Source organism: Alteromonas sp. a30, from assembly GCF_026788005.1.
In the GTDB taxonomy this organism is placed as follows: Bacteria; Pseudomonadota; Gammaproteobacteria; order Enterobacterales; family Alteromonadaceae; genus Paraneptunicella.
This window is the reverse complement of the sequence record NZ_JABEPE010000001.1, coordinates 331,527-355,948: the sequence shown is the minus strand read 5'-3', so window position 1 is coordinate 355,948 and position 24,422 is coordinate 331,527. Positions and strand designations below refer to the sequence as shown.

Below are 24,422 nucleotides of genomic sequence, written 5' to 3'. Positions count from 1 at the left end.
TTAATCTCAAGATGTTGTGGTTTTGTGTTTGATTGTCGACAAAACATCCAAGGCGTTGTCGATAATAAAATCAGCTTGCCAACTTTCGGTATCGTCTTGCTCTGATATATACCCATAGGCCGCCAAAACCGATGGCATGTTGGCCGCTTTTGCGGCTTTTATATCCCGCTCCGCATCGCCCACATACAATGTGTTTTCAGGGGCCACTTTAATATGCTTCAAAGCAAAAAGTAATGGTTCAGGATGCGGTTTAGCTTTCGTTAGAGTATCGCCAGAAATATTAACTTTAGAGTGTTTGAATAAATCAAAGTGAGGTAGCAGTTTCTCAGTTAAATAAGCTGGTTTATTGGTGACAACTCCCCATGGAATGTCGTTTTCAGTGAGAGTGTATAGTAATTCTTCTACACCGGGGAAAAAACAAGTGTGATGACAAATATTATTGAGGTAAAAGTCCAGAAATAGCGATTTCAATTCTTCGAAATCATGGCGCTCAATATGCTCACCAAATCCAAGGTTGAGCATTGCTTTGGACCCATGTGAGGCACTTGTTCGATAATGCTCAGGATGGCAAGTAGGCATCGACTTTTCTTGAAGTACAAAGTTCAATGCGCGGCCAAGATCATCAGCAGTGTCTAGCAAGGTTCCGTCTAAATCAAACAAAACAGCATGAATACTCATGGAAAAAATTCCTATTTAAATCTTCTCGCAATATACGAGGTAGTTCACATCTACATTGCTGTCTGACAAGTAAAACTCTTGACTAATAGGGTTCATATGTAGCCCAGTTATTACCCGAGCTTTTAATCCAGTGTTGTCTGCAAAACGCAATAGCTCCGAAGGTTTAATAAACTTGCTATGGTCATGTGTACCTTGTGGCACTAAACGTAGGAGCTTCTCTGCACCAACAATAGCCATTAGGTAAGATTTTAAATTGCGATTGAGAGTAGAGAAAAACACTTTGCCTCCAGGCTTACACATGGCTGCACAGGCTTGCACCACAGATTCTGGCGATGGCACATGCTCAAGCATTTCCATGCAAGTCACAATATCTGCATATTCTGGATTCGCGAGGGCAAAATCTTCAGCGGTAGTTTGTTGGTAATTAACTTCAACGCCACTTTCTAACCCGTGAAGCCGAGCGACTTGGAGCGGCGCTTCCCCCATATCGATTCCTGTGACTTTTGCACCTGATTGCGCCATGCTTTCTGCGAGTATTCCTCCACCGCAACCGACATCAACAATATGTTTGTCAAATAAGCCATTTGAGTGGGTCGCAATAAAGTCCAAACGCAGAGGATTGATCGCATGTAAAGGCTTAAACTCACCTTCTAAATCCCACCAACGGGAAGCGAGCTGCTCAAACTTTTCTATCTCGTGATGATCGACATTCATTTTTACTTGAGGCTTGTTAATTTTTGTTGGGCATTATAAATAAAACTGGATGAATTAGTAGTCTATGCCTAGTTTTAACCTCTGGTACTTAAGTATGAAAAGGAAGGAAAGTAGGTAATGGTATTTAATAAGCCTCAGTGATAGAATCGGACAACCCAAAAACCCCCGCAAATATAAAAGTACATTTTCACAAATTACTTTTTTCGTTTTGCGGTTTGGCTAATTTTAAATAGTCCTAATAAGTTTCGAACCGATTTCCTCAACGCGGTATCCGAAGCAAGTAGAGATAATAAAAACAAGGCAGTGTATGACTGATAACGCCAAAGAAATTCTTCCTATAAATATTGAAGAAGAGCTTAAAAACTCCTACTTAGATTATGCGATGAGTGTAATCGTGGGTAGGGCGCTTCCCGATGTGCGTGACGGCTTGAAGCCAGTGCATCGTCGTGTTCTGTTCGCTATGAATGAATTGAAAAATGACTTCAACAAGCCTTATAAAAAATCAGCAAGGATTGTCGGGGATGTTATTGGTAAATATCACCCCCACGGTGATTCTGCCGTTTACGATACTATCGTTCGCATGGCCCAGCCTTTCTCCTTGCGTTATATGCTTGTTGATGGACAAGGTAACTTCGGTTCAGTAGACGGTGATTCTGCCGCTGCAATGCGTTATACCGAAGTTAGAATGGCTAAAATTGCTCATGAGCTTTTAGCCGATCTCGATAAAGAAACCGTTAATTTTGTACAGAACTACGACGGTACAGAGCAAATTCCAGATGTTTTACCTACCAAAGTGCCTAACTTATTAGTAAATGGTTCGTCGGGAATTGCGGTTGGTATGGCAACGAACATTCCTCCTCATAACTTAGGGGAAGTTGTTACTGGCTGTATTGAACTTATCAATAATCCAGAAATTACCATTGATGAACTGATGGCCTTTATTCCTGGCCCCGACTTCCCAACTGCTGCGATGATCAGTGGGCGTAAAGGCATTGATGATGCTTACCGTACAGGACGTGGGAAAATTTATCTGCGTGCCCGTGCAGAGATTGAAACGGAAGATAATGGTAAAGAAACTATTGTTGTTACCGAAATTCCGTATCAAGTTAATAAAGCCCGTTTAATTGAGAAAATTGCGGAACTGGTTAAAGAAAAACGTATTGAAGGCATATCAGCTTTACGTGATGAGTCCGACAAAGACGGTATGCGTATAGTTGTTGAGGTTAAGCGTTCAGAGTCTGCGGAAGTATTGTTAAACAACTTGTACGCCAATACGCAGTTGCAAACGGTATTTGGTATCAATATTGTTGCTCTTGATAATGGTCAACCTAAAACACTTAATCTTAAGCAGTTACTTGAAGCGTTTGTTTTACACCGTCGTGAAGTGGTTACACGCAGAACGGTTTATGAACTGCGTAAGGCAAGAGAACGTGCACATATCCTAGAAGGTTTAGCCGTTGCTCTTGCCAACATTGACCCAATCATTGAATTGATAAAAGCTTCTCCAAGCCCAGCAGAGGCTAAAAAAGGCTTAGTTGCTCAAGCGTGGAACTTGGGGAATGTTGCTGACATGTTGCAACGAGCCGGTGTTGATGCCGCTCGCCCAGACTGGTTGGAGCCAGAATTTGGTATTCGTGATGGCAAATACTTTTTAACAGAGCCTCAAGCGCAAGCTATTTTGGATCTACGCCTACATAAGTTAACGGGCTTAGAACACGATAAGATTCTTGCAGAGTATAAAGAGTTACTTGATTTAATCGCTGAATTATTACACATCTTAGGTAGCCCAGAGCGCTTACTAGAAGTGATTCGCGAAGAGTTAATCGCAATTCGTGATGAATATAGCGATGCTCGCCGTACAGAGATTACGGCAGCCTCTCATGACATTGATATTGAAGATTTGATTGAGCGAGAAGATGTGGTTGTGACCTTATCTCGTGAAGGTTACGTCAAATATCAGAAGCTTTCTGAGTATGAGGCTCAGCGCCGTGGTGGTAAAGGTAAGTCTGCCACGAAGATGAAAGATGATGATTTCATTGAGCGGTTGTTGGTGGCAAATACCCACGACCATATTTTATGTTTCTCTACCCGAGGCCGTTTATATTGGCTGAAAGTCTATCAACTTCCTTTTGCCAGCCGTGGTGCACGGGGTAAGCCAATAGTTAATATTTTACCGTTGCAAGATGACGAGCGAATTACCGCTATATTGCCGATTCAAGAATTTGAAGAAGGCAAGTTTGTGTTAATGGCGACAGCGAATGGAACAGTAAAGAAAACTTCTCTAGCACAGTATTCAAGACCTCGTTCGAGCGGTATTATTGCCGTGAATCTAAATGAAGGGGATCAGCTTATTGGCGTAGACTTGACCGACGGTGAAAGTGACATCATGTTATTCTCAGACGCGGGGAAAGTGGTACGCTTTAATGAGAAAGTCAAAGATTCTGAAACTGGCGCAGTAAAGCTTGATCCAGAAACGGGTGAAGAAGTGTTGGCGTTACGTCCAATGGGACGAAATGCGACGGGTGTCCGTGGTATTAAGATGCAAGATGGTCAGAAAGTTGTGTCTTTGATTGTACCGAATGAGAATGGTGACATCTTAACTGTTACTGAGAATGGTTACGGTAAGCGTACGCCTCTGGAGGAATACCCTGCTAAGAGTCGGGCAACACAAGGTGTTGTTTCCATCAAAGTGACAGAAAGAAATGGTAAAGTTGTTGGCGCTGTTCAAGTTGATGAAAATGATGAAATTATGTTGATTTCTAATCAAGGTACGTTGGTTAGGACTCGCGTTAATGAAGTCTCGACTATTGGTCGGAATACTCAAGGCGTTACTCTGATTAGAACCAGTGATCAAGAGCAAGTTGTTGGACTTCAGCGAATTGAAGAAGTTGAAGCTGAATTAGTTGGTGACGATGCCCTAGAAGGGGATGAGTCAGCGACTATTGATTCAGCAGAGACAAACGTTGAAGGTACCAGTGAAGGTTCTTCGGATAACGCTGAAGATATCGAATAAGAATAATCTAGTGCCTGATTGAAGGGCGCTTTGTTGATAAGTCGAGTCCCCCTTTATTGGGGGACTTTTGTTTTTAGACCATTGTCAAAACTGTTATTAGAAGGAAGCAATTTTGGAACAATTACGCTTAGAGCCGATCTTAAAAGTTTCAGGAGAAGTAAATGTGCCGGGCTCAAAAAGCTTGTCGAATCGGGCGTTATTATTAGCTGCACTAGCGAAAGGCACAACCTGTGTTACTAACCTTCTAGACAGTGACGACATTCGCCATATGTTGGTTGCTTTAAAGCAGTTGGGCGTGAGTTATGAGTTGTCATCTGATAAAACGGAGTGCGTTGTCGAGGGGATAGGGGGCCGATTTAATGTTGATGCGGCGCAAACCTTGTACTTAGGAAATGCAGGCACAGCAATGAGGCCTTTATGTGCAGTATTGGCAACGTCGAATGGTACATTTGAACTCACGGGTGAGCCCAGAATGGAAGAGCGTCCAATAGGTTCATTAGTTGATGCTTTAGCTCAAGCAGGCGCTCAAATTGACTATCAGAAAAATAAAGATTATCCACCTCTGAATATTTTAGGTAAGCCCTTAACAGGCGGAAAAATCAATATTGATGGCAGTGTATCGAGTCAGTTTCTCACTGCATTATTAATGGCTGCGCCTCTTTTTGAAGGGAATACAGAAATTTATGTTGTTGGTGAATTGGTATCTAAGCCTTACATCGATATCACCTTGCATATTATGAAGGCTTTTGGTGTTGTCGTTGAAAATGACAACTATCAGGTGTTCCGAATTAAGGGAAACCAGCAGTATTGCTCTCCGGGTCGTTACATGGTTGAAGGTGATGCATCATCGGCTTCTTATTTTTTGGCCGCTGGCGCAATAAAGGGGGGCGAGGTCAAAGTCACAGGCATTGGTAAAAGTAGTGTTCAGGGGGATATTCAATTTGCTGAAGTGCTTGAAGCTATGGGAGCAAAAATTGAGTGGGACGATAGTTACATCAAGGTAACAGGTGCGCCGCTTAAAGCGGTGGATATGGATATGAACCATATTCCTGATGCCGCAATGACAATTGCTACGGCTGCCTTATTCGCTGAAGGTACAACGGCAATTCGTAATATTTATAATTGGCGTGTAAAAGAAACTGATAGACTTAATGCGATGGCGACAGAGCTACGTAAAGTGGGAGCTGATGTTGTTGAGGGGGATGACTTTATTGAAATTACGCCGCCTAAACAAATTCAATTAGCCGAAATTGACACCTACAATGATCACCGTATAGCAATGTGTTTTTCTTTAGTCGCGTTGAGTAATACGGCAGTAATTATTAATGATCCCAAGTGTACATCAAAAACGTTCCCGGATTATTTTCAGCGCTTTGAGACAATTAGCTATAAGGTTTAATGAAATTTAAACATTCCGTCATTGCACCTAAATACTAACGGCGTATAATTGCGCCGTTTTTTTCGGGCAAAACATATGTGGAGACAATATGCAGCAAGCACCGGTAGTGACAATTGATGGCCCCAGTGGAGCTGGTAAAGGGACTATCAGTCAAGCACTGGCAAAGAAGAAAGGATGGCATTTTTTAGATAGCGGCGCTATCTACCGGGTACTCGCATTAGCTTCCATGCATCACCACATATCAACGGATGACGAAGACGCATTAGTGCCTTTGGCATCAAGTTTAGATGTGAACTTCGAGACCACAAAAGAGGGGCAACCTCGAGTGGTGCTTGAAGGGGAAGATGTCACCTTTGCCATTCGAGAAGAAGAAGTGGGTAAGTCTGCTTCACAAATCGCTTCGTTACCTCGAATTCGAGAGGCTTTATTGCGCCGACAACGTGCCTTTAAAGAAGTGCCCGGCTTGGTTGCCGATGGACGGGATATGGGTACGGTTGTATTTCCAAATGCAGATGTAAAGTTCTTTTTGACCGCCTCGGCAGAAGAACGCGCTAAGCGTCGCTATAATCAGTTACTGAATTCTGGAATCTTGCAAGACTCCGGGCGTGATGTTAGCATAGCGCGCCTTTTAACCGATATAAAAGCGCGAGACGAGCGGGATTCGAGTCGTTCGGTGGCGCCGTTAGTACCGGCCGAAGACGCAATACTAATTGATTCAACGGACTTGTCGATAGAGCAAGTTCTTGAAAAAATAGAAATTTTAATCGATGGGAAGCTAAAAAGCTAACATCTACTGTGAGTGCCAAATAAGGAAGACGGCGCTTTTATTTAACTACCCCACTTGTGATGGATTGCGGTGGACTGACATTTAAAACTTAATTATGACTGAAAATTTTGCTCAACTTTTTGAAGAAAGCCTAAAAGAATTAGAAACACGTCCAGGTGCCATTGTTCGCGGTACTGTAGTTTCCATCGATAAAGACATTGTTTTGGTGGATGCTGGCTTAAAATCAGAAAGTGCTATTCCTGCTGAACAATTTAAAAATACTCTAGGCGAATTAGAAATCGCAGTTGGCGATCAAGTGGATGTTGCTCTTGATGCTGTTGAAGACGGTTTCGGTGAAACTATCCTCTCTCGTGAAAAAGCTAAGCGCCATGAAGCTTGGGTTGAGTTAGAAAAAGCCTACGAAGAGAAAGAAACAGTTACTGGTATCATTAACGGTAAAGTTAAAGGCGGCTTCACAGTTGAAGTTAACGCAGTTCGTGCATTCCTACCGGGTTCATTGGTTGACGTTCGCCCTGTTCGCGATACTACTCACCTTGAAGGTAAAGAACTAGAATTTAAAGTAATCAAGCTAGATGCTAAGCGTAACAACGTTGTTGTTTCACGTCGTGCTGTTATCGAAGAAGAAAGCAGTGCAGAACGCGAGCAATTCTTAGCAGCCCTAGATGAAGGCGTAGAAGTTAAAGGTATCGTTAAGAACCTTACTGATTATGGTGCGTTCGTTGATTTAGGCGGCGTAGATGGCTTGTTACACATCACTGATATGGCTTGGAAACGCGTTAAGCACCCAAGTGAGATTGTAAGCGTTGGTGATGAAATCAACGTTAAAGTATTGAAGTTCGACAAAGAGAAGTCTCGTGTTTCTCTTGGTATGAAGCAAATGGGCAGCGATCCTTGGGAGAGAATTGCTTCTCGTTACCCAGAAGGTTCTAAGCTAACAGGTCAAGTTACCAACCTAACTGACTACGGTTGCTTCGTTGAAGTTGAAGAAGGCGTTGAAGGTCTAGTTCACGTTTCTGAAATGGATTGGACTAACAAAAACATCCACCCATCTAAAGTGGTTAACTTGGGTGATACTGTGGAAGTTATGGTTCTTGAAATCGACGAAGAACGTCGCCGTATTTCACTAGGCTTGAAACAGTGCATTGCTAATCCTTGGGAAGAGTTTGCTAAGTCTTACAACAAAGGTGACAAAGTCACTGGTAAGATTAAGTCAATTACCGACTTTGGTATCTTCATCGGTCTTGATGGCGGCATCGATGGCTTAGTTCATTTGTCTGACATTTCTTGGAACAAAACTGGCGAAGAAGCAGTTCGTGACTATAAGAAAGGTGACGAAATCACAGCGGTTGTTCTACAAGTCGATGCAGAGCGCGAGCGTATTTCTTTAGGCGTTAAACAAATTGACGAAGATCCATTCAATAAGTATCTGACAGATAAAAAGAAAGGTGCTATTGTTATTGGTAAGGTTATCTCTGTTGATGCGAAAGGCGCGACCGTACAGCTAGCTGAAGAAGTTGAAGGCTACATTCGTGTAGCGGATCTTGCTCGTGAGCGTGTTGAAGATGCAACTACAGTAGTTAATGAAGGTGATGAGATCGAAGCTAAATATACAGGCGTTGATCGTAAGAACCGCATTATTAACCTTTCTGTACGTGCTAAGGACGAAGCAGAAGAGAAAGAAGCGATGGCTAAAGTCAACAAAACTGAAGAAGTTGGCTTCTCAAATGCAATGGCTGAAGCTTTCAAAGCTGCGAAGGGAGAAGAATAAGCACTTCGCTGCTATGCTTATAGTATAAAGGGGTGATTATTCACCCCTTTTTTAATTGTAAGTAATTAGATTATTTCCGGTTGACGAAGAGGTTTACATGACCAAATCAGAACTTATCGAGCGATTGGCCGCAAAAGCCCGGCATATGCAGGCAAAAGATGTTGAAATTGCTGTTAAGGAGATTCTTGAGCAAATGGCACAAACCCTACAAAAAGGGGAAAGAATTGAAATTAGGGGATTTGGTAGTTTCTCTCTGCATTATCGCGCTCCAAGAGTAGGACGAAACCCTAAAACGGGCGAGTCTGTTAAATTGGATGGGAAGTATGTCCCTCATTTTAAGCCCGGCAAAGAATTGCGGGAACGTGTTAATGGCGTTGACCAATAATCAGATTTAAAAACTTTAGAACGGCACTCCAATTAGGGTGCCGTTTTTGTTATTGTGTTGTCCTTAAATTTGGCTTGTTGAAAGAGTCGTTTCCATATAGATTTACGCGTAGAATTACCATCTAAGCTAGCCTTCTATTTGTCGTTTAAGGGGAAATACTTTGACGCTGTTTTTTCTTATTGTTATCTCGCTAACTGTGCTTGTCGGTGCCATTATTATTGGCGCTAATAATACAGGCGTAGTCATGTTGGATTACTTCTGGGGGACACACTCCTTCACATTGGCCGTATTAATAGCGTTGAGCTTTATCGTTGGTGTCATACTGGCGTCTGCTGTTTGGGGGCTTTTCAGTTTGAAACTCAGAATGAAAATTTCATCCCTAGATAAAAAGCTCAAAAATTTAAACAAACATCCAGTTAACTAAATGCTTGAATTGTTGTTCTTGTTGCTTCCAGTGGCTGCCGGTTATGGTTGGGTAATGGGGCGGAATAGTGTGCGACAAGCACAAAGAAAATCTTCTAGTATTCTTTCCAAGCATTATTTCAAAGGCCTTAACTTTCTTTTATCAGATCAACCAGATAAAGCGGTCGATACATTAATCAAAATGATTGATGTGAATACTGCCAACGCAGAAACCCATGTCTCTATGGGTAACTTCTTTCGCCATAGAGGTGAATTAGATCGCGCGATTAAGATTCATCAAACACTTGTTTCTCGTGATGGAATAGAGTCAACGGCAAAAGAAACCGCATTGTTCGAACTTGGCAGAGACTACGCGTTAGCCGGATTTTTAGAAAGAGCAGAAAGCACTTTTCTTCAGTTGTTAACCAGTCGGGACTATTATGTTCAAGCTCAATTGCAACTTTTCGGAATTTATCAAACAACCAAAGAATGGGACAGAGCAATTGAGTTAGCGGAAAGCATGATGGGCAATCATGGGGATTCCGAGGAATTGTGTCAGTGCATTTCTCATTTTTACTGTGAAAGGGCACAAGGTTTACTCAAATTACAAGAAAATACACAAGCCGAAAAGTATCTTCAAAAGGCAATCAACGCAGATGAGCATTCCGTGCGGCCATGGTTAATGCTTTCTGAGATGGCTATTTCACAGGGCGATTATAAAAGCGCAAATCACTATTTAGAACAAATCCCACTTAGAGATGTTAGTTGGTTTAGCGAAGCCGTTCCTTTACTGCAAAAGGTTGCCTCCTTATCGGGCGATGTAAGCGTGCTAGAAAAAGAATTAGAGAGCTACTCCGGTCTCTGCGCAACGGCTTATCTTGCTAAAGTGGATTTGTTAGCAGCTAAGGCATCGGTTGAGGATGCTATTGAGTTTTTGTTAGAACAATTAGAAACCACACCAACGATGCGGGGTTTCCAGTCTTTATTAGCGCTATACGAGAAAGCGCCAGAATTGCAGAAAGACAAAAATAGTTTGTCGACATTGCAGAAGCTTGTTGAACAGCAGCTTAAACAGCGTCCAACCTATCGATGTGGCAGTTGTGGTTTTTCTGGTAGAAAAATTCATTGGTTATGTCCTTCTTGTAAAAATTGGGGATCAATGAAGCCGATAAAAGGTATTGATGGGGAGTAATAATGAATACCGAAGCAAAGATAATAGTGGCGTTAGACTACAATGAAAAAGTCGATGCATTGAATTTCGTTTCTAAGCTGACGCCGGAAATGTGTAAATTAAAAGTTGGCAAAGAGATGTTCACGCATTTTGGGCCCGACTTCGTGAGGTCGCTGGTTGATCGCCAGTTCGATGTGTTTTTAGATTTAAAATTCCACGATATTCCAAATACAGTTGCTAAGGCGTGTAAAGCAGCATCAGATTTGGGAGTGTGGATGGTCAATGTTCATGCTTCTGGTGGGCCTAAAATGATGCAAGCTGCTCGAGAAGCGCTTGAATCTTCATCCAGAAGTCGGCCTAAGTTAATTTCAGTGACGATGTTAACCAGTATGGATGCAGAGCAAATGCGTGCCGTGGGTTTTGACTTGTCTCCAGAACAGCAAGTCCTAAAATTGGCTAAATTGACTCAAGACTGTGGCTTAGATGGCATTGTTTGTTCTGCTCAGGAGGCCCATGCAGTGAAATCTTTGTGTGGGCTTGATTTCTGTCTTGTTACCCCAGGTATCCGCCCTGAAGGCAGTCAAAACGATGATCAAACTCGCATTATGACGCCACTTGATGCGGTAAAAGCAGGTTCTGATTATCTAGTGATTGGTCGTCCTGTAACCCAATCCTCCGATCCTGTGAGTACATTGGCCGATATAAATCAGTCTTTGTTGTAATTTTCTCGTTAAGGCAGAACTGAAGATCGACTTTGGTTCTGCTACTTTTTCCTAAATATTAAAACTTTAGTCTACTCAAAATAGTCCGAACTTAAGAAATACTGTGTTCTAACACGCATCCTATCGTGGAATAACTTAATTGCGGGCCAAGGCTGAAATGAAACCGTCATTTTTGCTACTTTCTTCTCAGTATTAAATTGAATTAAGTTAGCTGCTTCTATACGTAGTCCCGATACAGATACATTCCATAAACTTAAGAGACAAGCGCCTGACATTGTTTTATGTTCGTAATCTCTTGGACCGTACACAGCAGAAGCGTGCCCTATGGCCGTTGTTACAGTCTTGATTCCTTGAAGCCCTTTTGAAACGATTGGCGCTTCGAATATAACGTCATCGGCAAGTTCAATCCCAGGAGGAAGCTTGGGGTCAAGTGTTTCAGAAGGATCGTACTCGGGGGTGCTGGTGTCTGTATTAGCGGGGAGCGTCCAATCTGCCATATTCATGTAATGAGACGATAGTTGATACACTTCATCTCTCCATAAACGCGTTGCAGGAAAAGAATTCAACATAATACGAACTTCGCTGCCTTGTGGGTATCGAACCAAAGCTGTAACACCTTGAACTTTACTATTGCCAATAAATACCTCCCAGCAAATAGCAGCGACGGATTCATCTGAAAAGCTTTGAGTTTGCCGAATACTCTGTGTCGGAGCTTGTATTAGTTCTGATAACGTTCCGATACTTTTTATACCCGAGATCGTTTGGAATGAAAAAGGGTGCTTAAAACTCAGATTGCCTTCAGAGAGGCGATTAAAGTGTTGAAGCAGCTCTAGAACGAACATGCTGGTTGTATTGAGGTTTTCCATAGGATTGGCCTATTTTTAAAAGTCGATAACAAACGTGTAGAGTGCGTTTTCAAAAAGAATATGTATTTTTTATATTACAGTTAAATCACGATTAAAATAGACATCAAGGATAAATAATTATTTCAAAAATTATCTAGAAGGTTGAACTGCATTCATATGCATGTAATATTGTTTAGGGTCTTTATTTTGGCGCTTAAAATCATGTGTATAAAGGGATTATCCAATGGGTAAAGAAATTTGTTTTCACCTTAAATTAAGACAAGCTGATAGGATGTTGACAAATTATTATGATGCATACCTAAGAGAACTTGGTATCAAGATCACTCAATTTTCAATACTTCGTTGTTTGTGGTACTACCCCGCAAGTCCGCATAACCTTCTTGAGAAGAAGCTAATCATTAACCAAACCACGTTAACTCGTAATTTAAAGTCGCTCGTTAAGGCTGGTTATGTTGAAAGTCACCCGAGTGAACAGGATCAACGTGTGAAACTATTGTCTTTGGGAGAGAAAGGTAAATCGCTTTATCTGCAAGCTTTGCAGCGGTGGAATAAGGCTCAAGAGGAGGTTTACCAGCAATTAGGTGAAAAATTGAGCAGTCAACTTTTTGATGTATCGGATAATCTGGTTTCATTAAAAGACAGAAAAATTCAAGGGTTCGTTTAAGGATTACCTCAAGGAGTAATAATGAAATATTCTTTCTTAATGACAGGAATCCAGCGCCCGTGGACGAGTTTGCTTATCGGTATTTTCTTTGTGGTTGTTTTTGCAATTGGATTAACAAAATTGCATAAAGACACTCGAGCCGATGCTTTCCTTTCTCCTCAAAATCCTGTGCTGGTTTATAAAGACAAGGTAAAAGAAATATTTGGCCTGTCAGATCCAATCGTCGTCGCTATTGAAGACCGCAGTGCGGCAGGGGTTTATAGCCCCAATACATTGGCATTAATTGACGAATTGACGCGCGGCGTTAACGCTATTCAAAACGTTAATGAAGATAAAACCCTTAGCCTGACATTGGCAAAAAATATTGTTGGAACAAGAGAGGGATTAGAAGTTGAACCCTTTCTTAACGTGTTCGATGAGCGAGGCTCTCAAGCGATGCGGCAAGCCATCAAAGATTTTCCGCTCTATGACGGCACATTAGTTGCCGATGATGGGAAAATGGTACTAATCGTTATTGAATTGATGGATAACGACATCGCGCAAGATACCTATGAAAAAGTAATGGCACTAACTGAATCGGCCAAGCGGCCAGCGGGCGTAAAAATTCATGTGGCAGGAGAAGGGGCGGTACTTGGTTATTTGAGTCACTATATTGACCAAGATGCGAGTCGTTTAAATCCTTTAGGCTTGTTAGCAATAACCTTAATGCTAATCGTGGCATTTAGAAAGATATTGCCAGCACTCTTAGGAAATTTTGTCATCTTCGCGGCAATCGCTATCACTGTTGGCATGATGTCGTTTAATAGCGTGCCGTTTTATGTCATTACCAATGCAATGCCGGTTATCTTGATAGGCATAGCAGTCGCCGATTCGATTCATATTTTTTCTCATTACTACGAATGTCAGGCGAAATATCCAGATAAAACGGCAAAAGAGTGTATTGAAGAGGCTGTATCCGTAATGTGGAAGCCTATTACACTGACTACCGTCACAACAATGGCGGGCTTTTTAGGATTATATGTCGCAGCTTATATGCCTCCATTTGAGTATTTTGGTTTGTTCACTGCTATTGGTGTATTTGTTGCGTGGGCATATTCTATATTCGTTTTGCCCGCACTTATTACACTAACGAAGCCGAAAGTAAGTAAAAGATGGATCAAATTACAGAGCCAGAGCCGTAACGACATTTTTGCAAAAATAATGATGCTCTTTGGGCGTATTGCAATGGCGAAACCGTCCATTACGATTCTGCTATTTGCTTGTTTAGCGGTTGTCGGCCTGCGATTGAGTCAAGAACTAGTAGTAAACGAAAATCGCATTGACTCATTCCATACCGATGAACCTTTGTATCAAGCAGACAAAGCCATTAATCGATATATGGATGGGACCAACACCATTGATATAGTGATTGAAACACAGGTTAGAGATGGCATTTTTAACACCGATGTATTGCGCCACATGGAGGCTTTACAGGCATACGCTGAAAGCTTACCTCATATCAACGGTTCGATGTCGGTTGTCGACTATTTAAAACAAATGAATAAGTCGCTGAATGAAGGCAAACAAGATTATTACAAGTTGCCAGAAACAAAAGAGCAGGTTGCTCAATATTTCCTAATTTACTCCGCGAGTAGCGCTCCCACCGACTTCGACAATTTGATTAACTATGATTATCGACTAGCGAATATTCGCTTACACTTGGATACTTCAGAGTTTGTGACAATCAAGCCGGTAGTGGAAGCTCTTGAGGCGTATATCAAACAACATTTTACAAACTCTAAAGTCTCCGCGAATTTAAGTGGGAGAGTAACGGTTAACTATCACTGGATTAAAGATCTCGGTGATAGTCATATTTTAAGTGTGACCTTAGCGTTAACCTGTGTATTGATTGTTTCGTCATTGCTCTTTGGCTCTTTGTTTGCAGGTACTTTATCAATATTGCCCGTTGCTTGTTCAATTATGGTGGTCTACGCCGCTATGGTGCTACGGGGGGTCGACCTTGGCATTGGTACTTCCATGTTTGCATCGGTTGCTATTGGTTTAGGTGTTGATTTTGCCATACACACTATTGACCGCTTAAAAACCTTGCTTAGTCATACCGATGGGGACATTAAAAACGCCATTTATGAACTTTATCCAAGTACGGGTAGGGCTCTGTTATTTAATTACTTGGCAATTGCTTTTGGTTTTGGTGTGCTGATTATTTCCAAAGTAGTTCCACTGAATAACTTTGGCATCATTGTTGTACTCGCTGTTTCTATGAGTTTCCTTGCTTCTATAACGCTTATTCCCGCCATTGTGTTGTTTTTTAAACCAAGCTTTTTCTTCACGAAAAAGAAGGAAGCCGTCAACAACCATGCAGTGAAAGCTGGGTATGCACGAGGGCTTGTTGTGTTTGCGTTATTGGGCATGGGGCTTTGGGGTTACAGTCGTTCGTCTGATGCTGTTGAACTGGATATGACGGTCGAACAAGTGATGCAGAAGGTCGATAGTGTTGATGAAGGCAAGCACGTCATTTCTAATTTAAAGATGACCATGGTTAATAAAGATGGCACTGCTAGAATGCGGGAAGCTCTCGCCTATCGTAAAAACTTTGAGGGAGAAAGACGAACCTTTCTCGTCTTTAAAAGCCCTGCCAATGTTGATGGTACAAGTTTCTTGACTTATGACTACAAGGAAACTGACAGAGAAGATGATCAATGGTTATATCTGCCTTCCTTACGGAAGGTACGCCGCATATCTTCGTCGGATAGAGGCGATTATTTTCTTGGCACTGATTTTACGTATGAAGATATTAAAAAATCCGGAAAAATTGAGATTGCCGATTACGATTTCACTTTGCACGGCCTTGAGCACGTTAAACTAGGCGATGATCAAATTAAGGCAATTAAAATTCAAGCGATTCCCAAAAGTGAAGATATTGAGAGGGAATTAGGGTTTGGTAAAAGTATTCTATGGGTTAACCCTGTTAACTGGATTATTGTTAGGGTCGACTACGAAGACCGAAAAGGTCGGCCGCTACGAACCTATGTCGCAACCGAAATTCGCAAAGTAGAAGGTGTTTGGTCCAAGCATCAAGTTGAGGTACAAAATCATAAGACGGGTCACTATTCTCGCTTTGAGTTTTCCAACCTAGATTATAAAACAGTCATTAATGACGGACGTTTTAACAAAAGATCGATGAAAAAGTCGTAAGCGAGTCATTATCTTGAGGGTATTAAGGCTATTTATTCTTGTCTACTTTGTCTTTGTAAAAAGCGTCTATTGCGAAGTAGATGTGAAAGCGTTTTTTGATGTTGAACTGGGTTACAACTTTGAACAGCAAGAAATTAGGAAAAGTGAGGGCCAAGTTAGTTTAGAGGTTGAAGGTAAGCTTGGAGAAAACGTGAGCTATACGCTTATTCCTGAACTAAAACTGGATTTACAATCAACCCTAAATCAATCAGGCGATCGTTTAGATAGCTTTTCAAGTGCCAATGGTTCATTGACTCATAGCCAACACGCCATACTTTCGTTATCTGAAGCTTATATTGAATTTGATTCGGAGTCGGTGTTTTGGACGATAGGGAAGCAACAAGTTGTGTGGGGAGAGGCCGATGGCATTAAAGTCCTCGATGTTGTTAATCCTCAGGACTTAAGAGAGTTAAATCTTGATTCATTCGAAAACTCTAGGATCCCAACCTGGATGCTAAATGCAGAAGCTTACTTGCCGTGGTTTGACGAATCGTCACTACAGTTTCTGCTCATTCATGATATGACTTTTAACCGTCTAGCAGAGCGTGGGACGGATTTTGAAATACGCTCACCATTTTCTCGGCCTCAATTGGACCTGAATTATGCTGTACGTAGCGAGCCATTACAAAGGCCCGATAATCAATGGGAGACAGGGCTTCGGTGGAGTGTGTTTTTTGAAGGCTGGGATTTTAGCTTTATCTATTTTAATCATTATCACGATTTTCCTGTAGTGTACGTTGACCAAATAGATGGTTTAACACCAACACAGGTTTTTTCACCGGAGTATCAAAGAAATAACTTGTATGGTCTAACGGCCTCAAGTGCATTTGGTGATTGGGTGGTGAGAAGCGAAGTGGGTTATAACTCCAGTGGCTATTATGTCAATGATGGAACTGGAGTAGGGGTAACAAATAGTGCAAATTTAAATTCAGTTATTGCGTTAGATTATCACGGCTTTAAGGAAATTTTAGTCAGTTACCAATGGTTTCAAACGCATTTGTTGGATTATCGAGATGAAATTTTGCGTGATAAAAGCAATACCGTGCACACCTTAAGTGTTAGGCAAGATTTTTGGAACGATACCCTAACGCTAAAGTGGTTTGGGTTATTCGATCATCAAAGTGATGACGGTGAATTTCGGGTAGAAGTCTTCTACCGTTATTCTGATAACCTTTCTTTATGGGCCGGCATTGATATGTTCTATGGAAAGGAAGAAGGGTTATTTGGTGAGTTTACATACAATGATCGGTTTGTTTTAGGCTTTAAATACGCGTTATAAACCGGGAGACTAACAATGAATATAATAGACCTGATCCGCGTAAGAAATAAGGTTTTAGGCTATATAATGCCTGAGCACATTGCGCGTTCAAACGCAAAAATCTTTCTCACTCCTCGAAAGTTCAAATTAAAATCTTGGGAGCTGGAAGCAGAAAAGCAGGCGACTAGAAAAGCGTTTGGTGATGGCTTGAGTGCAGCGGTTTGGGGAAATGGTGAAAAGAAGGTTTTAGTCGTTCATGGATGGGAAAGTCGAGCGACGCAAATGTACAACTTTGTGCAACCGTTGTTATCTAAAGGGTATAGCGTTATTGCCATTGATGCACCTTTACACGGAAAATCAAAGGGACATGAGTCAAATCCTTTGGCGTTTTCTCGTGCTATTGAAGCGGCAAATGAAGCTTTTGGCCCATTTGATGGAGCAATTGGTCATTCGATGGGAGCCGCATCGCTTTCTATTGCGATGGAAGCTGGCGTCAGGTTTGGTCGAACCGTGCTTATTTCTTCTCCAGCCAATATTTACCGTGTCCTTTTGGCGTTTGCACGCTTCATGGGATTATCTGAAAAATGTCAACATCGGTTTGTTCGTAATATTGAAAAATCGGTTGGTAGACCAGCAAAAGAGTTAGATGTTGCCCGTGTCTTTTCTGAGATTAAACCCGAGGCTTTGTTGGTGCATGCGGATGATGATTTAGAGATCCCGTTTCATTCTATGCGTGAAATTGCCAAATCCCATTCCGAAATTAAAACGTTTAATGCAGCCGGGCTAGGACATCGTAAAATCTTGCGGGACAAGCATCTGGCTGAGCTAGTCGCTGATTATATAATCTCGGGCGAGGTAAAGCATGAGAGCGAAAAAGCGCAGAATGATGGCGAAAAGGATGTCGCTTAAGCGTTGAAAAAATGCGATATTTTCTGGTGAACCTTTAGAGATGAAAGTATTTTTATATGACCAAGTTCATCGACGGTTTCCATTGTTGCCGAGGGAAGAGCATTACAGATACGTTCCCCATGCTCAATATCGATGATGTTATCATCGATGGCATGAACCACAAGGATGTCTGCGTGATGCTCCTTTCCATGTAAACTTATATCCCAATAGCTCACAGGTACACCATTGTCTTTAAGGAGTTGACGTAAAACGTTGTCGCGGACCTTGCTTCCTAAATTGATGACATTTCTGCTCCAGATGCTCAGTACATCATTAAGTGAATAAGGGGCAGAAATAAGCACTACCTGTTTGATTGCTGGAAATTCTTTAGTGGCAGCCATCGCCACAATTCCACCTAGTGAGTGTGCGACGACACGGGTTACAGTACCGAAGCTTGAAAGTTCATTCAAAATCAATTTTGTATCCGAGACATATTCGCTCATGCTTGCAAATTTTCCTGCGGATGCGCCGTGAGCGGGCGCATCAAATGTAACCACTCGATGGCCTTGCTTAGCTAAGTAAGATGCCAAACTAAACATGCTTCCACATTCTGAGCCCCAACCGTGGAGTAATAGCACAATATCACCACTATCCCCCCACATATAATACTGCCTGACTTTTCTGCCGTAAGCCTCAATTGAGATACTTTGGGCGCCAATAGGGGTATAGGCTTTTCTATGAGGGTTGGTAGCGTTTCTAGATTGGGTAAAAAGTTTAGTTGCTATTTGCCCAGCTTGTTTTGGAGCTAGGTAACATAAAGTCTTTAAGCCTATTTTTGCTAATTCATTCATTTTCAGGCATCTAGTCAGCGTTGTGTGCCGTTTTTTCCGCAGAGGTATTTTTAGCTTGCGAAAAACTTTGGTAATACCCTGTTTGCGGATCATAAAAGTGGCAACGTGTGATGATGCGCCAAAGGGTTTTGAAGGTAAAAGGTGCTTGTCTTATCATTCCAGGATATGCCGCTTCAAGTGCCGCCTGTGCTTTCGGTAAATTATAAAATGGCACTGTTGGGGAAACATGATGCGCGGCGTGAATAGAAATATTATGGGTTAGCAATAAAAGCCATTTCGGATAAATATAGTCGGTTGTCAGTAATATTCTGCTGCCATTCAATGACCAGTTTTTACGCTCAAGGAAGGGAACATCTTCCTCTGTATGATGCATCAATGTTGTTACGCTAAACCAAGCATGGGTTGCCAGTAATGGCAGCACAAAGTACCAAAGCACACCATGTAAGCCAGTGTACATAGCCAAAAGCGTGATAATAGCTCCGCCAGCAATGATAACAAAGAGCATTGAGCGTCTAACTTCGTTACGCTGTTTTTTTTGCGGGAAAAAAGACGGTCTAAAGGCAGATACCCACCAGTAATGGACTGTGCCAGCCCAGAAACCAAAGGAACGTGTGAATAAATAAACCACTCTATCGATGAATGGCATTCTGTCATACACTGACTTGGATATAGGCCGCCAATCAGTATCCATCTCTAAATTATTGGTAGCGCTATGATGCATATTATGGACATGGCGCCACGCATGAAAGGGGTATAGCAGAGGGATTAATGCTAAGTGACCTACAAGGGTATTCACGATTCGACTGTTAGAAAATGAACCATGTCCACAATCGTGGGCAATACAATGTAAACCCCAGCCACCTAATCCAGCAGGTAAAAGTAATAAAAGAGACACAGACCAATGTGGAGAGTAGGCAATGGCGATGATGCTGCCAATATACAAACTGTAACTGATTACAAATCCCGCCAAAGATTTAAGGACATTTTTTTTGAATAGTGCTTTGGGAATGGCTTTCCCTAAAGGTTCTTTCTTCAATGCTTCGATGTGCTCAATGTATTGTATATACTTTGCATCTGCGTTTTTGGGTAAGTGAGCATCGTTCATTTGATTTTACCTCTGCTAAGAGTTTGGCGTTGAGCCTGTAATTTCACTAACAACTTCGTCAATGCAGGAGTTTTCGAAGAATAATGCAGGAGATAGGCGAAGTTCGACTACTTTTTCCAGTTCTCCAGTGACACGAACTGCAAACATAGAATCCAAACCATACTGTTCAAACGGTGTAGCTGAATCAAGTTCATTTATATCTTTCTTTAAATGTTTGGCTAATCTTTGCATTAACCAAGCTTTAATTGCGGCATCATCCTGACTGCTAATAACGGTGTTGTCCTTATCACTAAACATGCCTTTAATTGATGTTAAAAAACTCATATCTATACCTTGTCTTTTTTCAGTGATAATTTGTTGATACTGGATTGGTTGGGAAATTTAAGATCCCATACCAATCCTAGTTTATTCATAAGCGCTAGAATCCAGCCTGTTAAATCCGGTTCATACCAATAAACCGCGTGGCGATAGTTAATTGGGAAGGCGTGATGATTATTTTGTAATCCTTCTCCGAATGCTAACAGGGCGACGATCCAATTATTTTTGCTATTGTCCTTTGTATCAAAATTCACACTTCCATAGCGGTGTGAAATTGAACCGACCATCCATGCAGATTGGTTTGCGAAAAACATTCTTGCTAGACCACCAAAAATGAAGCCTATCCAGGCTCCGTGAAAGGTTTGTGTTATTAGCGCTCCAATTACCGTTGGAATTAGTAAGCCAAGTAATACCCATGCTAGGTAGTAACGATGCACAAAAAAGTAAACTGGATCTCTTAGGGTGTCTTTGGCGTAATGGCTCCAAGTCGATACGTGTTTAGACAGCATCCAAGGCATGTGGCTGTACCAAAGTCCTAACCACTTATTTTCATGTAAGTTGGGGGAGTGTGGATCGCCCTTTTGATCACTGTATAAATGATGTCTGCGGTGTTGAGATACCCAATAGTACAACGGCCCTTGCGCTGCCATGGAGCCCATAATGGTGAGCAACATTTTCATTGTCTCACTGGTTTTGAATCCGGTGTGTGTTGCTAAACGATGTAGGCCGGCAGTTACCCCAAACATATGAACAAAGTACATCACTCCAAATAGCCACCATGCCCAAGCGGGGATCTCTGTTACCCAAATTAAGCGGCCCGCTTCTATTGTGCCAAGTAAGGGCACAACTAAAACTAAAGAGGCAAACACTAATTGAAGCCTAGCTGCGCTACCTTCAAGCTTCAATACTCCCGGTGCAGCAGCATGAGGTTCGATACTATTCGGGTTTTGTTTACTCATATTTGCTCTCCTTTAATTTAGTCGGAGCGTAGCGCTTTATCTGCGTTGCTAAGCCTAAGATGCCAAGGAATTCTATGAATAATCCTGATAAATCTAATTGCCATCGGGATTGGTGATCATTCCTCGCACCAATGGGGTAGGCGTGATGATTGTTGTGCCAAGAACCGCCAACAGAAGGGATACCAAGTAGCGCGAGGTTACGGCTATTGTCTTTAAGTTTATGGGGCTTGGTGCCAAACGTATGACAGAGTGAGTTAACTGACCATGTGATGTGATCGAGTAAGAACATACGAAACAACCCGCCCCAAATGAACCCATGAAAAGCGGCTTCGAGCGTCCCACCAATGAGGAGCCCCAGCAGTGTAGGCAAAATGAGCCCTATCAATACCCAAGAAAAGTAACTTTGATTGATTTTGACAATCGCCCGATTTCGGAGGAGGTCTGGGGTAAATTTTCCCCAACTGGCTAATTCATTTGAAAATAGCCAACCTATATGAGCATGAAAAAAACCCTTAATACGAGCTAAAATACTCAAACCGTGGAGCATAGGAGAATGAGGATCCCCTGATATATCGGTGAATGCATGGTGTTTTCGGTGGGTTGCTACCCAAAATAAGACAGGGCCTTGTCCTGCCATAGAACCAAGAATTCCCATTAACCAAGTCGTAAATGAGGAACCTTTAAATGCACTGTGCGAAAAGTAACGGTGGAAACCAGCTTCAACACCAATAGCGGTGGCAAAGTAAAAAAGTAAAAGCAACCCTACGTCGAGAAAAGTGACTTGTTCCGTAGCAAGTTGATAGCCTGCAATAACGGCTCCTAAGGTTGATCCGCCTACAGTGAGAAGCGCCATCCAATACGTTAGTTTATTAGATGAGGTGCTGGCTTTAATTTGTTCATTTTGCGTAGAAAAATTATTGCTCTGATTCATTTTTCTCTCCGCTTAAACTGGCGTAGTAAGTTCTGCTTCCAAGCATTCTTGCAAGCAAAACGTTGTATTTTTCCACTCGTCGTTCTTGGAATGGATAACGCAGGAACAACTAATATTTCTTTCGGTGAAACGCGAAATTCATTTGTTACTTTTACTCTTATTTTTTCCCGTAGAGCTTGTATTTCACCTTCTTCTGGACGCCCTTTTACTTCTACAGCAATGATGAGTGCCTCTGTATCTTGTTCTTGAACAGAAAATGCGGCAGAAAAGAGTAGGGATAATGTGGTTTCTATACTAAGCGCAATTTGTTCAATATCTTGAGGGTAGAGGTTTCGTCCTCTAATGATAATGACGTCCTTAATTCTGCCGGTGACATATAATTCTCCCTTATGGTAGAAACCCAAATCACCAGTTCGATAGAACTTTCCTTGCTCCCCAGCTAACGAATTGTTAAAGGCTTGTTGGCTTAAAGCTTCCATATTCCAGTATCCTTGAGAAACACTTGGACCAGCTACCCATATCTCACCAACACAACCACTCGATACTTGACGCTTTTGCTCGGGGTCAATAATACGAATGTTCAGTTCACTACCAGGGCTTCCACAGCTAACGATACACTGAGCATTGTCAGCACCTTTGGGAACAGGAATGGCTTTCCCCACCTTCAATTTTTCCTTATCGAAGCATTCTTTAGTAAAGGTGTGACCCGCTTCTTTACCGCTCACGAAGAGAGTGGTTTCTGCCATGCCATAACATGGGTTGATGGCTTTAGAATCTAATCCATAGGGGGCGAACTTTTCTTCAAATGCCTGCATCGTTGTTGCATTGATTGGCTCTGAGCCACAGAACAGTTCTTTAATGCTACTTAGGTCAATTTGGGCCTCTTGTATTTCCTCTGTTGAAATAGCATCTACACATAACTGAAAAGCAAAATTAGGTGCGCCAGTCGTTGTTAGCTTATGTCTCGATATTAGCTTCAGCCAACGAATAGGTTGTTGAACAAAATGCATGGGGGACATAAACACTAGCGGAAATCCTGCATACAATGGCTGCATAATCCCGCCGAGTAGACCCATGTCATGGTATGGAGGGAGCCAAATACATCCTTTTCGGTTTGGATAGGGCGAAAGCCACTTGTATATTGCCTCGCTATTTTTAACCAGATTCTTGTGGGTTAGTTGTACGCCTTTAGGTTCACCTGTTGAAGCAGAGGTGTATTGCAGCATTGCAATAGCATCTTCCTCGATATTGGGATGTTGCCATGGCATTTCTTGTGGCTGCATGGGAATGTGGATTTCTTTAAACGTAATATCGTTGGATGCTGAATCAATTAATTGGGAAAGTTGGGGAGTGGAGTGTCTTATTACGTCGCTGAAAAGGACTAATTTAGGGTCACTATCTTGAATCAATGTGTGTAAGCGTTGTATTTGTCTTTTTCCCATAGGAGGGTGACAGGGGACTGCAATGGCTCCACTGCAAATAGTGGCAAGATAGGCTGCAATAAACGCGAGCCCTGGCTCAAACAGCAAAACAATTTTTTCATTTTTGATATTGTGCTGATTGATCTTCTGGCTCGCAAAGGCAATCGCGTTTTTTAAATCACGATACGACCACGTAACAATGTCTTCTTCGCCTTCACCTTCGCCATCGAAACAATATGAAAAAGCCTCTTTACTCCCTTCATATTTAGCTCTGAATTCAATTATCTCTGCAAAGGTTCTCAAGTTAAAATTGGGCTTTGATTCAGTAGGCTCAATTTTCAACTGAGCATTTAAGGCAACATCTGAGTACATATTCTTCTACCTATCATGCTGTTTACTTGTTTAACGAAGGCATCCTCACTGTATTATAACGGATTCTACTTTTTACCTTTTTAAAGTGTGGAGGCTGTCTTCAAGATCCTTGTGTCTAAGCACAAGTTAATCACCGTCCATCCTTGTTAATGTTTTCAGATCATACAAATATAGGTAAGAGATTATGACAGCAAAATTCTGTAAAAAAAGATAAATATTTATAGATCTCTTACAAATGCTATAACTGATAAGGTTAAAAAAACGTCTTCTAAAGGGTGTACAAGTTTGTCACTTTTCTTGCCATTAATTTAGAATGATTTGTATATATATCTAGTAAACAAAAATGTCTTTTTTAATCATGTTATTGCCGTCATTGTCTTTATATACATAATGAATTCATCTAGTTAAGATTTTAGCCAATATTTACTATTATATTTTAGTATAACTTTAAAATTTACCAATAAGGTTTTTTAATTTCTCTCATTAAATATGTTGCAATAATGTTAACAGTAAATG

Annotated in this window: 21 protein-coding genes; 12 read left to right on the top strand and 9 right to left on the bottom strand. The window is 41.6% G+C overall.

Annotated features, from left to right (window positions below):
- Positions 1-6: 6 nt before the first annotated feature.
- Positions 7-678 (bottom strand): HAD family hydrolase, encoded by a 672-nt coding sequence (locus tag HJG39_RS01485; protein WP_268405966.1) that lies wholly within the window; start codon positions 676-678, stop codon positions 7-9.
- A 15-nt stretch (positions 679-693) separates the two neighbouring features.
- On the bottom strand, positions 694-1,392 hold the full coding sequence (gene ubiG, locus HJG39_RS01480) for a bifunctional 2-polyprenyl-6-hydroxyphenol methylase/3-demethylubiquinol 3-O-methyltransferase UbiG (protein ID WP_268405962.1): 699 nt from the start codon (positions 1,390-1,392) through the stop codon (positions 694-696).
- A gap of 307 nt (positions 1,393-1,699) precedes the next feature.
- Between ubiG and gyrA the strand changes: the two genes are divergently transcribed.
- The 8 genes from gyrA (at position 1,700) to pyrF (ending at position 11,039) form a co-directional block, all read left to right on the top strand.
- Complete coding sequence (gene gyrA, locus HJG39_RS01475) at positions 1,700-4,405, top strand: DNA topoisomerase (ATP-hydrolyzing) subunit A (RefSeq protein WP_268405960.1); 2,706 nt, start codon at positions 1,700-1,702, stop codon at positions 4,403-4,405.
- A 112-nt stretch (positions 4,406-4,517) separates the two neighbouring features.
- Positions 4,518-5,804, top strand: a complete 1,287-nt coding sequence (gene aroA, locus HJG39_RS01470; protein ID WP_268405957.1) for a 3-phosphoshikimate 1-carboxyvinyltransferase — start codon at positions 4,518-4,520, stop codon at positions 5,802-5,804.
- An 88-nt stretch (positions 5,805-5,892) separates the two neighbouring features.
- Positions 5,893-6,591: a (d)CMP kinase gene (gene cmk / locus HJG39_RS01465; RefSeq protein ID WP_268405956.1), complete on the top strand. Its 699-nt coding sequence runs from the start codon at positions 5,893-5,895 to the stop codon at positions 6,589-6,591.
- A 94-nt stretch (positions 6,592-6,685) separates the two neighbouring features.
- Positions 6,686-8,359, top strand: a complete 1,674-nt coding sequence (gene rpsA, locus HJG39_RS01460; RefSeq protein WP_268405953.1) for a 30S ribosomal protein S1 — start codon at positions 6,686-6,688, stop codon at positions 8,357-8,359.
- Positions 8,360-8,456: 97 nt separating this feature from the next.
- Positions 8,457-8,744 carry an integration host factor subunit beta gene (gene ihfB / locus HJG39_RS01455; protein ID WP_268405951.1) on the top strand — a complete coding sequence of 96 codons (288 nt, stop codon included), beginning with the start codon at positions 8,457-8,459 and terminating at the stop codon, positions 8,742-8,744.
- A 160-nt stretch (positions 8,745-8,904) separates the two neighbouring features.
- Positions 8,905-9,168 (top strand): LapA family protein, encoded by a 264-nt coding sequence (locus tag HJG39_RS01450; protein WP_268405948.1) that lies wholly within the window; start codon positions 8,905-8,907, stop codon positions 9,166-9,168.
- Positions 9,169-10,338, top strand: coding sequence for a lipopolysaccharide assembly protein LapB (gene lapB, locus HJG39_RS01445; protein WP_268405946.1), 1,170 nt, complete (start codon positions 9,169-9,171; stop codon positions 10,336-10,338).
- A 2-nt stretch (positions 10,339-10,340) separates the two neighbouring features.
- Complete coding sequence (pyrF, locus tag HJG39_RS01440) at positions 10,341-11,039, top strand: orotidine-5'-phosphate decarboxylase (protein ID WP_268405943.1); 699 nt, start codon at positions 10,341-10,343, stop codon at positions 11,037-11,039.
- A 71-nt stretch (positions 11,040-11,110) separates the two neighbouring features.
- Here pyrF and HJG39_RS01435 read toward each other — a convergent pair whose 3' ends face one another.
- Positions 11,111-11,905, bottom strand: coding sequence for a hypothetical protein (locus HJG39_RS01435; protein ID WP_268405941.1), 795 nt, complete (start codon positions 11,903-11,905; stop codon positions 11,111-11,113).
- A gap of 223 nt (positions 11,906-12,128) precedes the next feature.
- Here HJG39_RS01435 and HJG39_RS01430 point away from each other — a divergent pair, with 223 nt between their 5' ends.
- From HJG39_RS01430 to HJG39_RS01415, 4 genes are all read left to right on the top strand, one after another.
- The gene (locus tag HJG39_RS01430; protein WP_268405939.1) at positions 12,129-12,569 is read left to right on the top strand and encodes a MarR family winged helix-turn-helix transcriptional regulator; all 441 of its coding nucleotides are present in this window, start codon (positions 12,129-12,131) and stop codon (positions 12,567-12,569) included.
- A 21-nt stretch (positions 12,570-12,590) separates the two neighbouring features.
- Entirely contained in the window at positions 12,591-15,764 is a 3,174-nt protein-coding gene (locus HJG39_RS01425) for an outer membrane lipoprotein-sorting protein (RefSeq protein ID WP_268405935.1), read from the top strand.
- Positions 15,765-15,846: 82 nt separating this feature from the next.
- The gene (locus tag HJG39_RS01420) at positions 15,847-17,082 is read left to right on the top strand and encodes a DUF1302 family protein (protein ID WP_268405932.1); all 1,236 of its coding nucleotides are present in this window, start codon (positions 15,847-15,849) and stop codon (positions 17,080-17,082) included.
- A gap of 15 nt (positions 17,083-17,097) precedes the next feature.
- Positions 17,098-17,970: an alpha/beta fold hydrolase gene (locus HJG39_RS01415; protein WP_268405929.1), complete on the top strand. Its 873-nt coding sequence runs from the start codon at positions 17,098-17,100 to the stop codon at positions 17,968-17,970.
- Here HJG39_RS01415 and HJG39_RS01410 read toward each other — a convergent pair.
- From HJG39_RS01410 to HJG39_RS01385, 6 genes are read right to left on the bottom strand one after another with little or no spacing between them, the layout of a single operon-like run.
- Positions 17,967-18,800 (bottom strand): alpha/beta fold hydrolase, encoded by an 834-nt coding sequence (locus HJG39_RS01410; protein ID WP_268405926.1) that lies wholly within the window; start codon positions 18,798-18,800, stop codon positions 17,967-17,969. The genes HJG39_RS01415 and HJG39_RS01410 overlap by 4 nt on opposite strands.
- 10 nt (positions 18,801-18,810) lie before the next feature.
- Positions 18,811-19,905 carry a fatty acid desaturase gene (locus HJG39_RS01405; RefSeq protein ID WP_268405923.1) on the bottom strand — a complete coding sequence of 365 codons (1,095 nt, stop codon included), beginning with the start codon at positions 19,903-19,905 and terminating at the stop codon, positions 18,811-18,813.
- 15 nt (positions 19,906-19,920) lie between these two features.
- Positions 19,921-20,229 (bottom strand): acyl carrier protein, encoded by a 309-nt coding sequence (locus HJG39_RS01400; RefSeq protein WP_268405920.1) that lies wholly within the window; start codon positions 20,227-20,229, stop codon positions 19,921-19,923.
- 2 nt (positions 20,230-20,231) lie between these two features.
- Complete coding sequence (locus HJG39_RS01395) at positions 20,232-21,182, bottom strand: acyl-CoA desaturase (protein WP_268405917.1); 951 nt, start codon at positions 21,180-21,182, stop codon at positions 20,232-20,234.
- Positions 21,175-22,113 carry an acyl-CoA desaturase gene (locus tag HJG39_RS01390; protein WP_268405913.1) on the bottom strand — a complete coding sequence of 313 codons (939 nt, stop codon included), beginning with the start codon at positions 22,111-22,113 and terminating at the stop codon, positions 21,175-21,177. Before HJG39_RS01390 ends, HJG39_RS01395 begins: the two co-directional genes overlap by 8 nt.
- A complete protein-coding gene (locus HJG39_RS01385; protein ID WP_268405910.1) occupies positions 22,110-23,906 on the bottom strand; it encodes a fatty acyl-AMP ligase in 1,797 nt (598 codons plus the stop codon). The genes HJG39_RS01390 and HJG39_RS01385 overlap by 4 nt, the downstream gene beginning before the upstream one ends.
- Between the last annotated feature and the right edge of the window lie 516 nt (positions 23,907-24,422).

What these genes read in the sequence shown, in the direction of transcription:
- HJG39_RS01430 (WP_268405939.1), top strand. Translation starts at nt 12,129, where the DNA reads ATGGGTAAAGAAATTTGTTTTCACCTTAAATTAAGACAAGCTGATAGG.
- HJG39_RS01395 (WP_268405917.1), bottom strand. Translation starts at nt 21,182, where the DNA reads ATGAGTAAACAAAACCCGAATAGTATCGAACCTCATGCTGCTGCACCG.
- cmk (WP_268405956.1), top strand. Translation starts at nt 5,893, where the DNA reads ATGCAGCAAGCACCGGTAGTGACAATTGATGGCCCCAGTGGAGCTGGT.
- ihfB (WP_268405951.1), top strand. Translation starts at nt 8,457, where the DNA reads ATGACCAAATCAGAACTTATCGAGCGATTGGCCGCAAAAGCCCGGCAT.
- ubiG (WP_268405962.1), bottom strand. Translation starts at nt 1,392, where the DNA reads ATGAATGTCGATCATCACGAGATAGAAAAGTTTGAGCAGCTCGCTTCC.
- HJG39_RS01485 (WP_268405966.1), bottom strand. Translation starts at nt 678, where the DNA reads ATGAGTATTCATGCTGTTTTGTTTGATTTAGACGGAACCTTGCTAGAC.
- rpsA (WP_268405953.1), top strand. Translation starts at nt 6,686, where the DNA reads ATGACTGAAAATTTTGCTCAACTTTTTGAAGAAAGCCTAAAAGAATTA.
- HJG39_RS01405 (WP_268405923.1), bottom strand. Translation starts at nt 19,905, where the DNA reads ATGAACGATGCTCACTTACCCAAAAACGCAGATGCAAAGTATATACAA.
- HJG39_RS01410 (WP_268405926.1), bottom strand. Translation starts at nt 18,800, where the DNA reads ATGAATGAATTAGCAAAAATAGGCTTAAAGACTTTATGTTACCTAGCT.
- pyrF (WP_268405943.1), top strand. Translation starts at nt 10,341, where the DNA reads ATGAATACCGAAGCAAAGATAATAGTGGCGTTAGACTACAATGAAAAA.
- HJG39_RS01385 (WP_268405910.1), bottom strand. Translation starts at nt 23,906, where the DNA reads ATGTACTCAGATGTTGCCTTAAATGCTCAGTTGAAAATTGAGCCTACT.
- HJG39_RS01415 (WP_268405929.1), top strand. Translation starts at nt 17,098, where the DNA reads ATGAATATAATAGACCTGATCCGCGTAAGAAATAAGGTTTTAGGCTAT.
- HJG39_RS01435 (WP_268405941.1), bottom strand. Translation starts at nt 11,905, where the DNA reads ATGGAAAACCTCAATACAACCAGCATGTTCGTTCTAGAGCTGCTTCAA.
- HJG39_RS01425 (WP_268405935.1), top strand. Translation starts at nt 12,591, where the DNA reads ATGAAATATTCTTTCTTAATGACAGGAATCCAGCGCCCGTGGACGAGT.
- HJG39_RS01390 (WP_268405913.1), bottom strand. Translation starts at nt 22,113, where the DNA reads ATGAATCAGAGCAATAATTTTTCTACGCAAAATGAACAAATTAAAGCC.
- HJG39_RS01400 (WP_268405920.1), bottom strand. Translation starts at nt 20,229, where the DNA reads ATGAGTTTTTTAACATCAATTAAAGGCATGTTTAGTGATAAGGACAAC.
- gyrA (WP_268405960.1), top strand. Translation starts at nt 1,700, where the DNA reads ATGACTGATAACGCCAAAGAAATTCTTCCTATAAATATTGAAGAAGAG.
- lapB (WP_268405946.1), top strand. Translation starts at nt 9,169, where the DNA reads ATGCTTGAATTGTTGTTCTTGTTGCTTCCAGTGGCTGCCGGTTATGGT.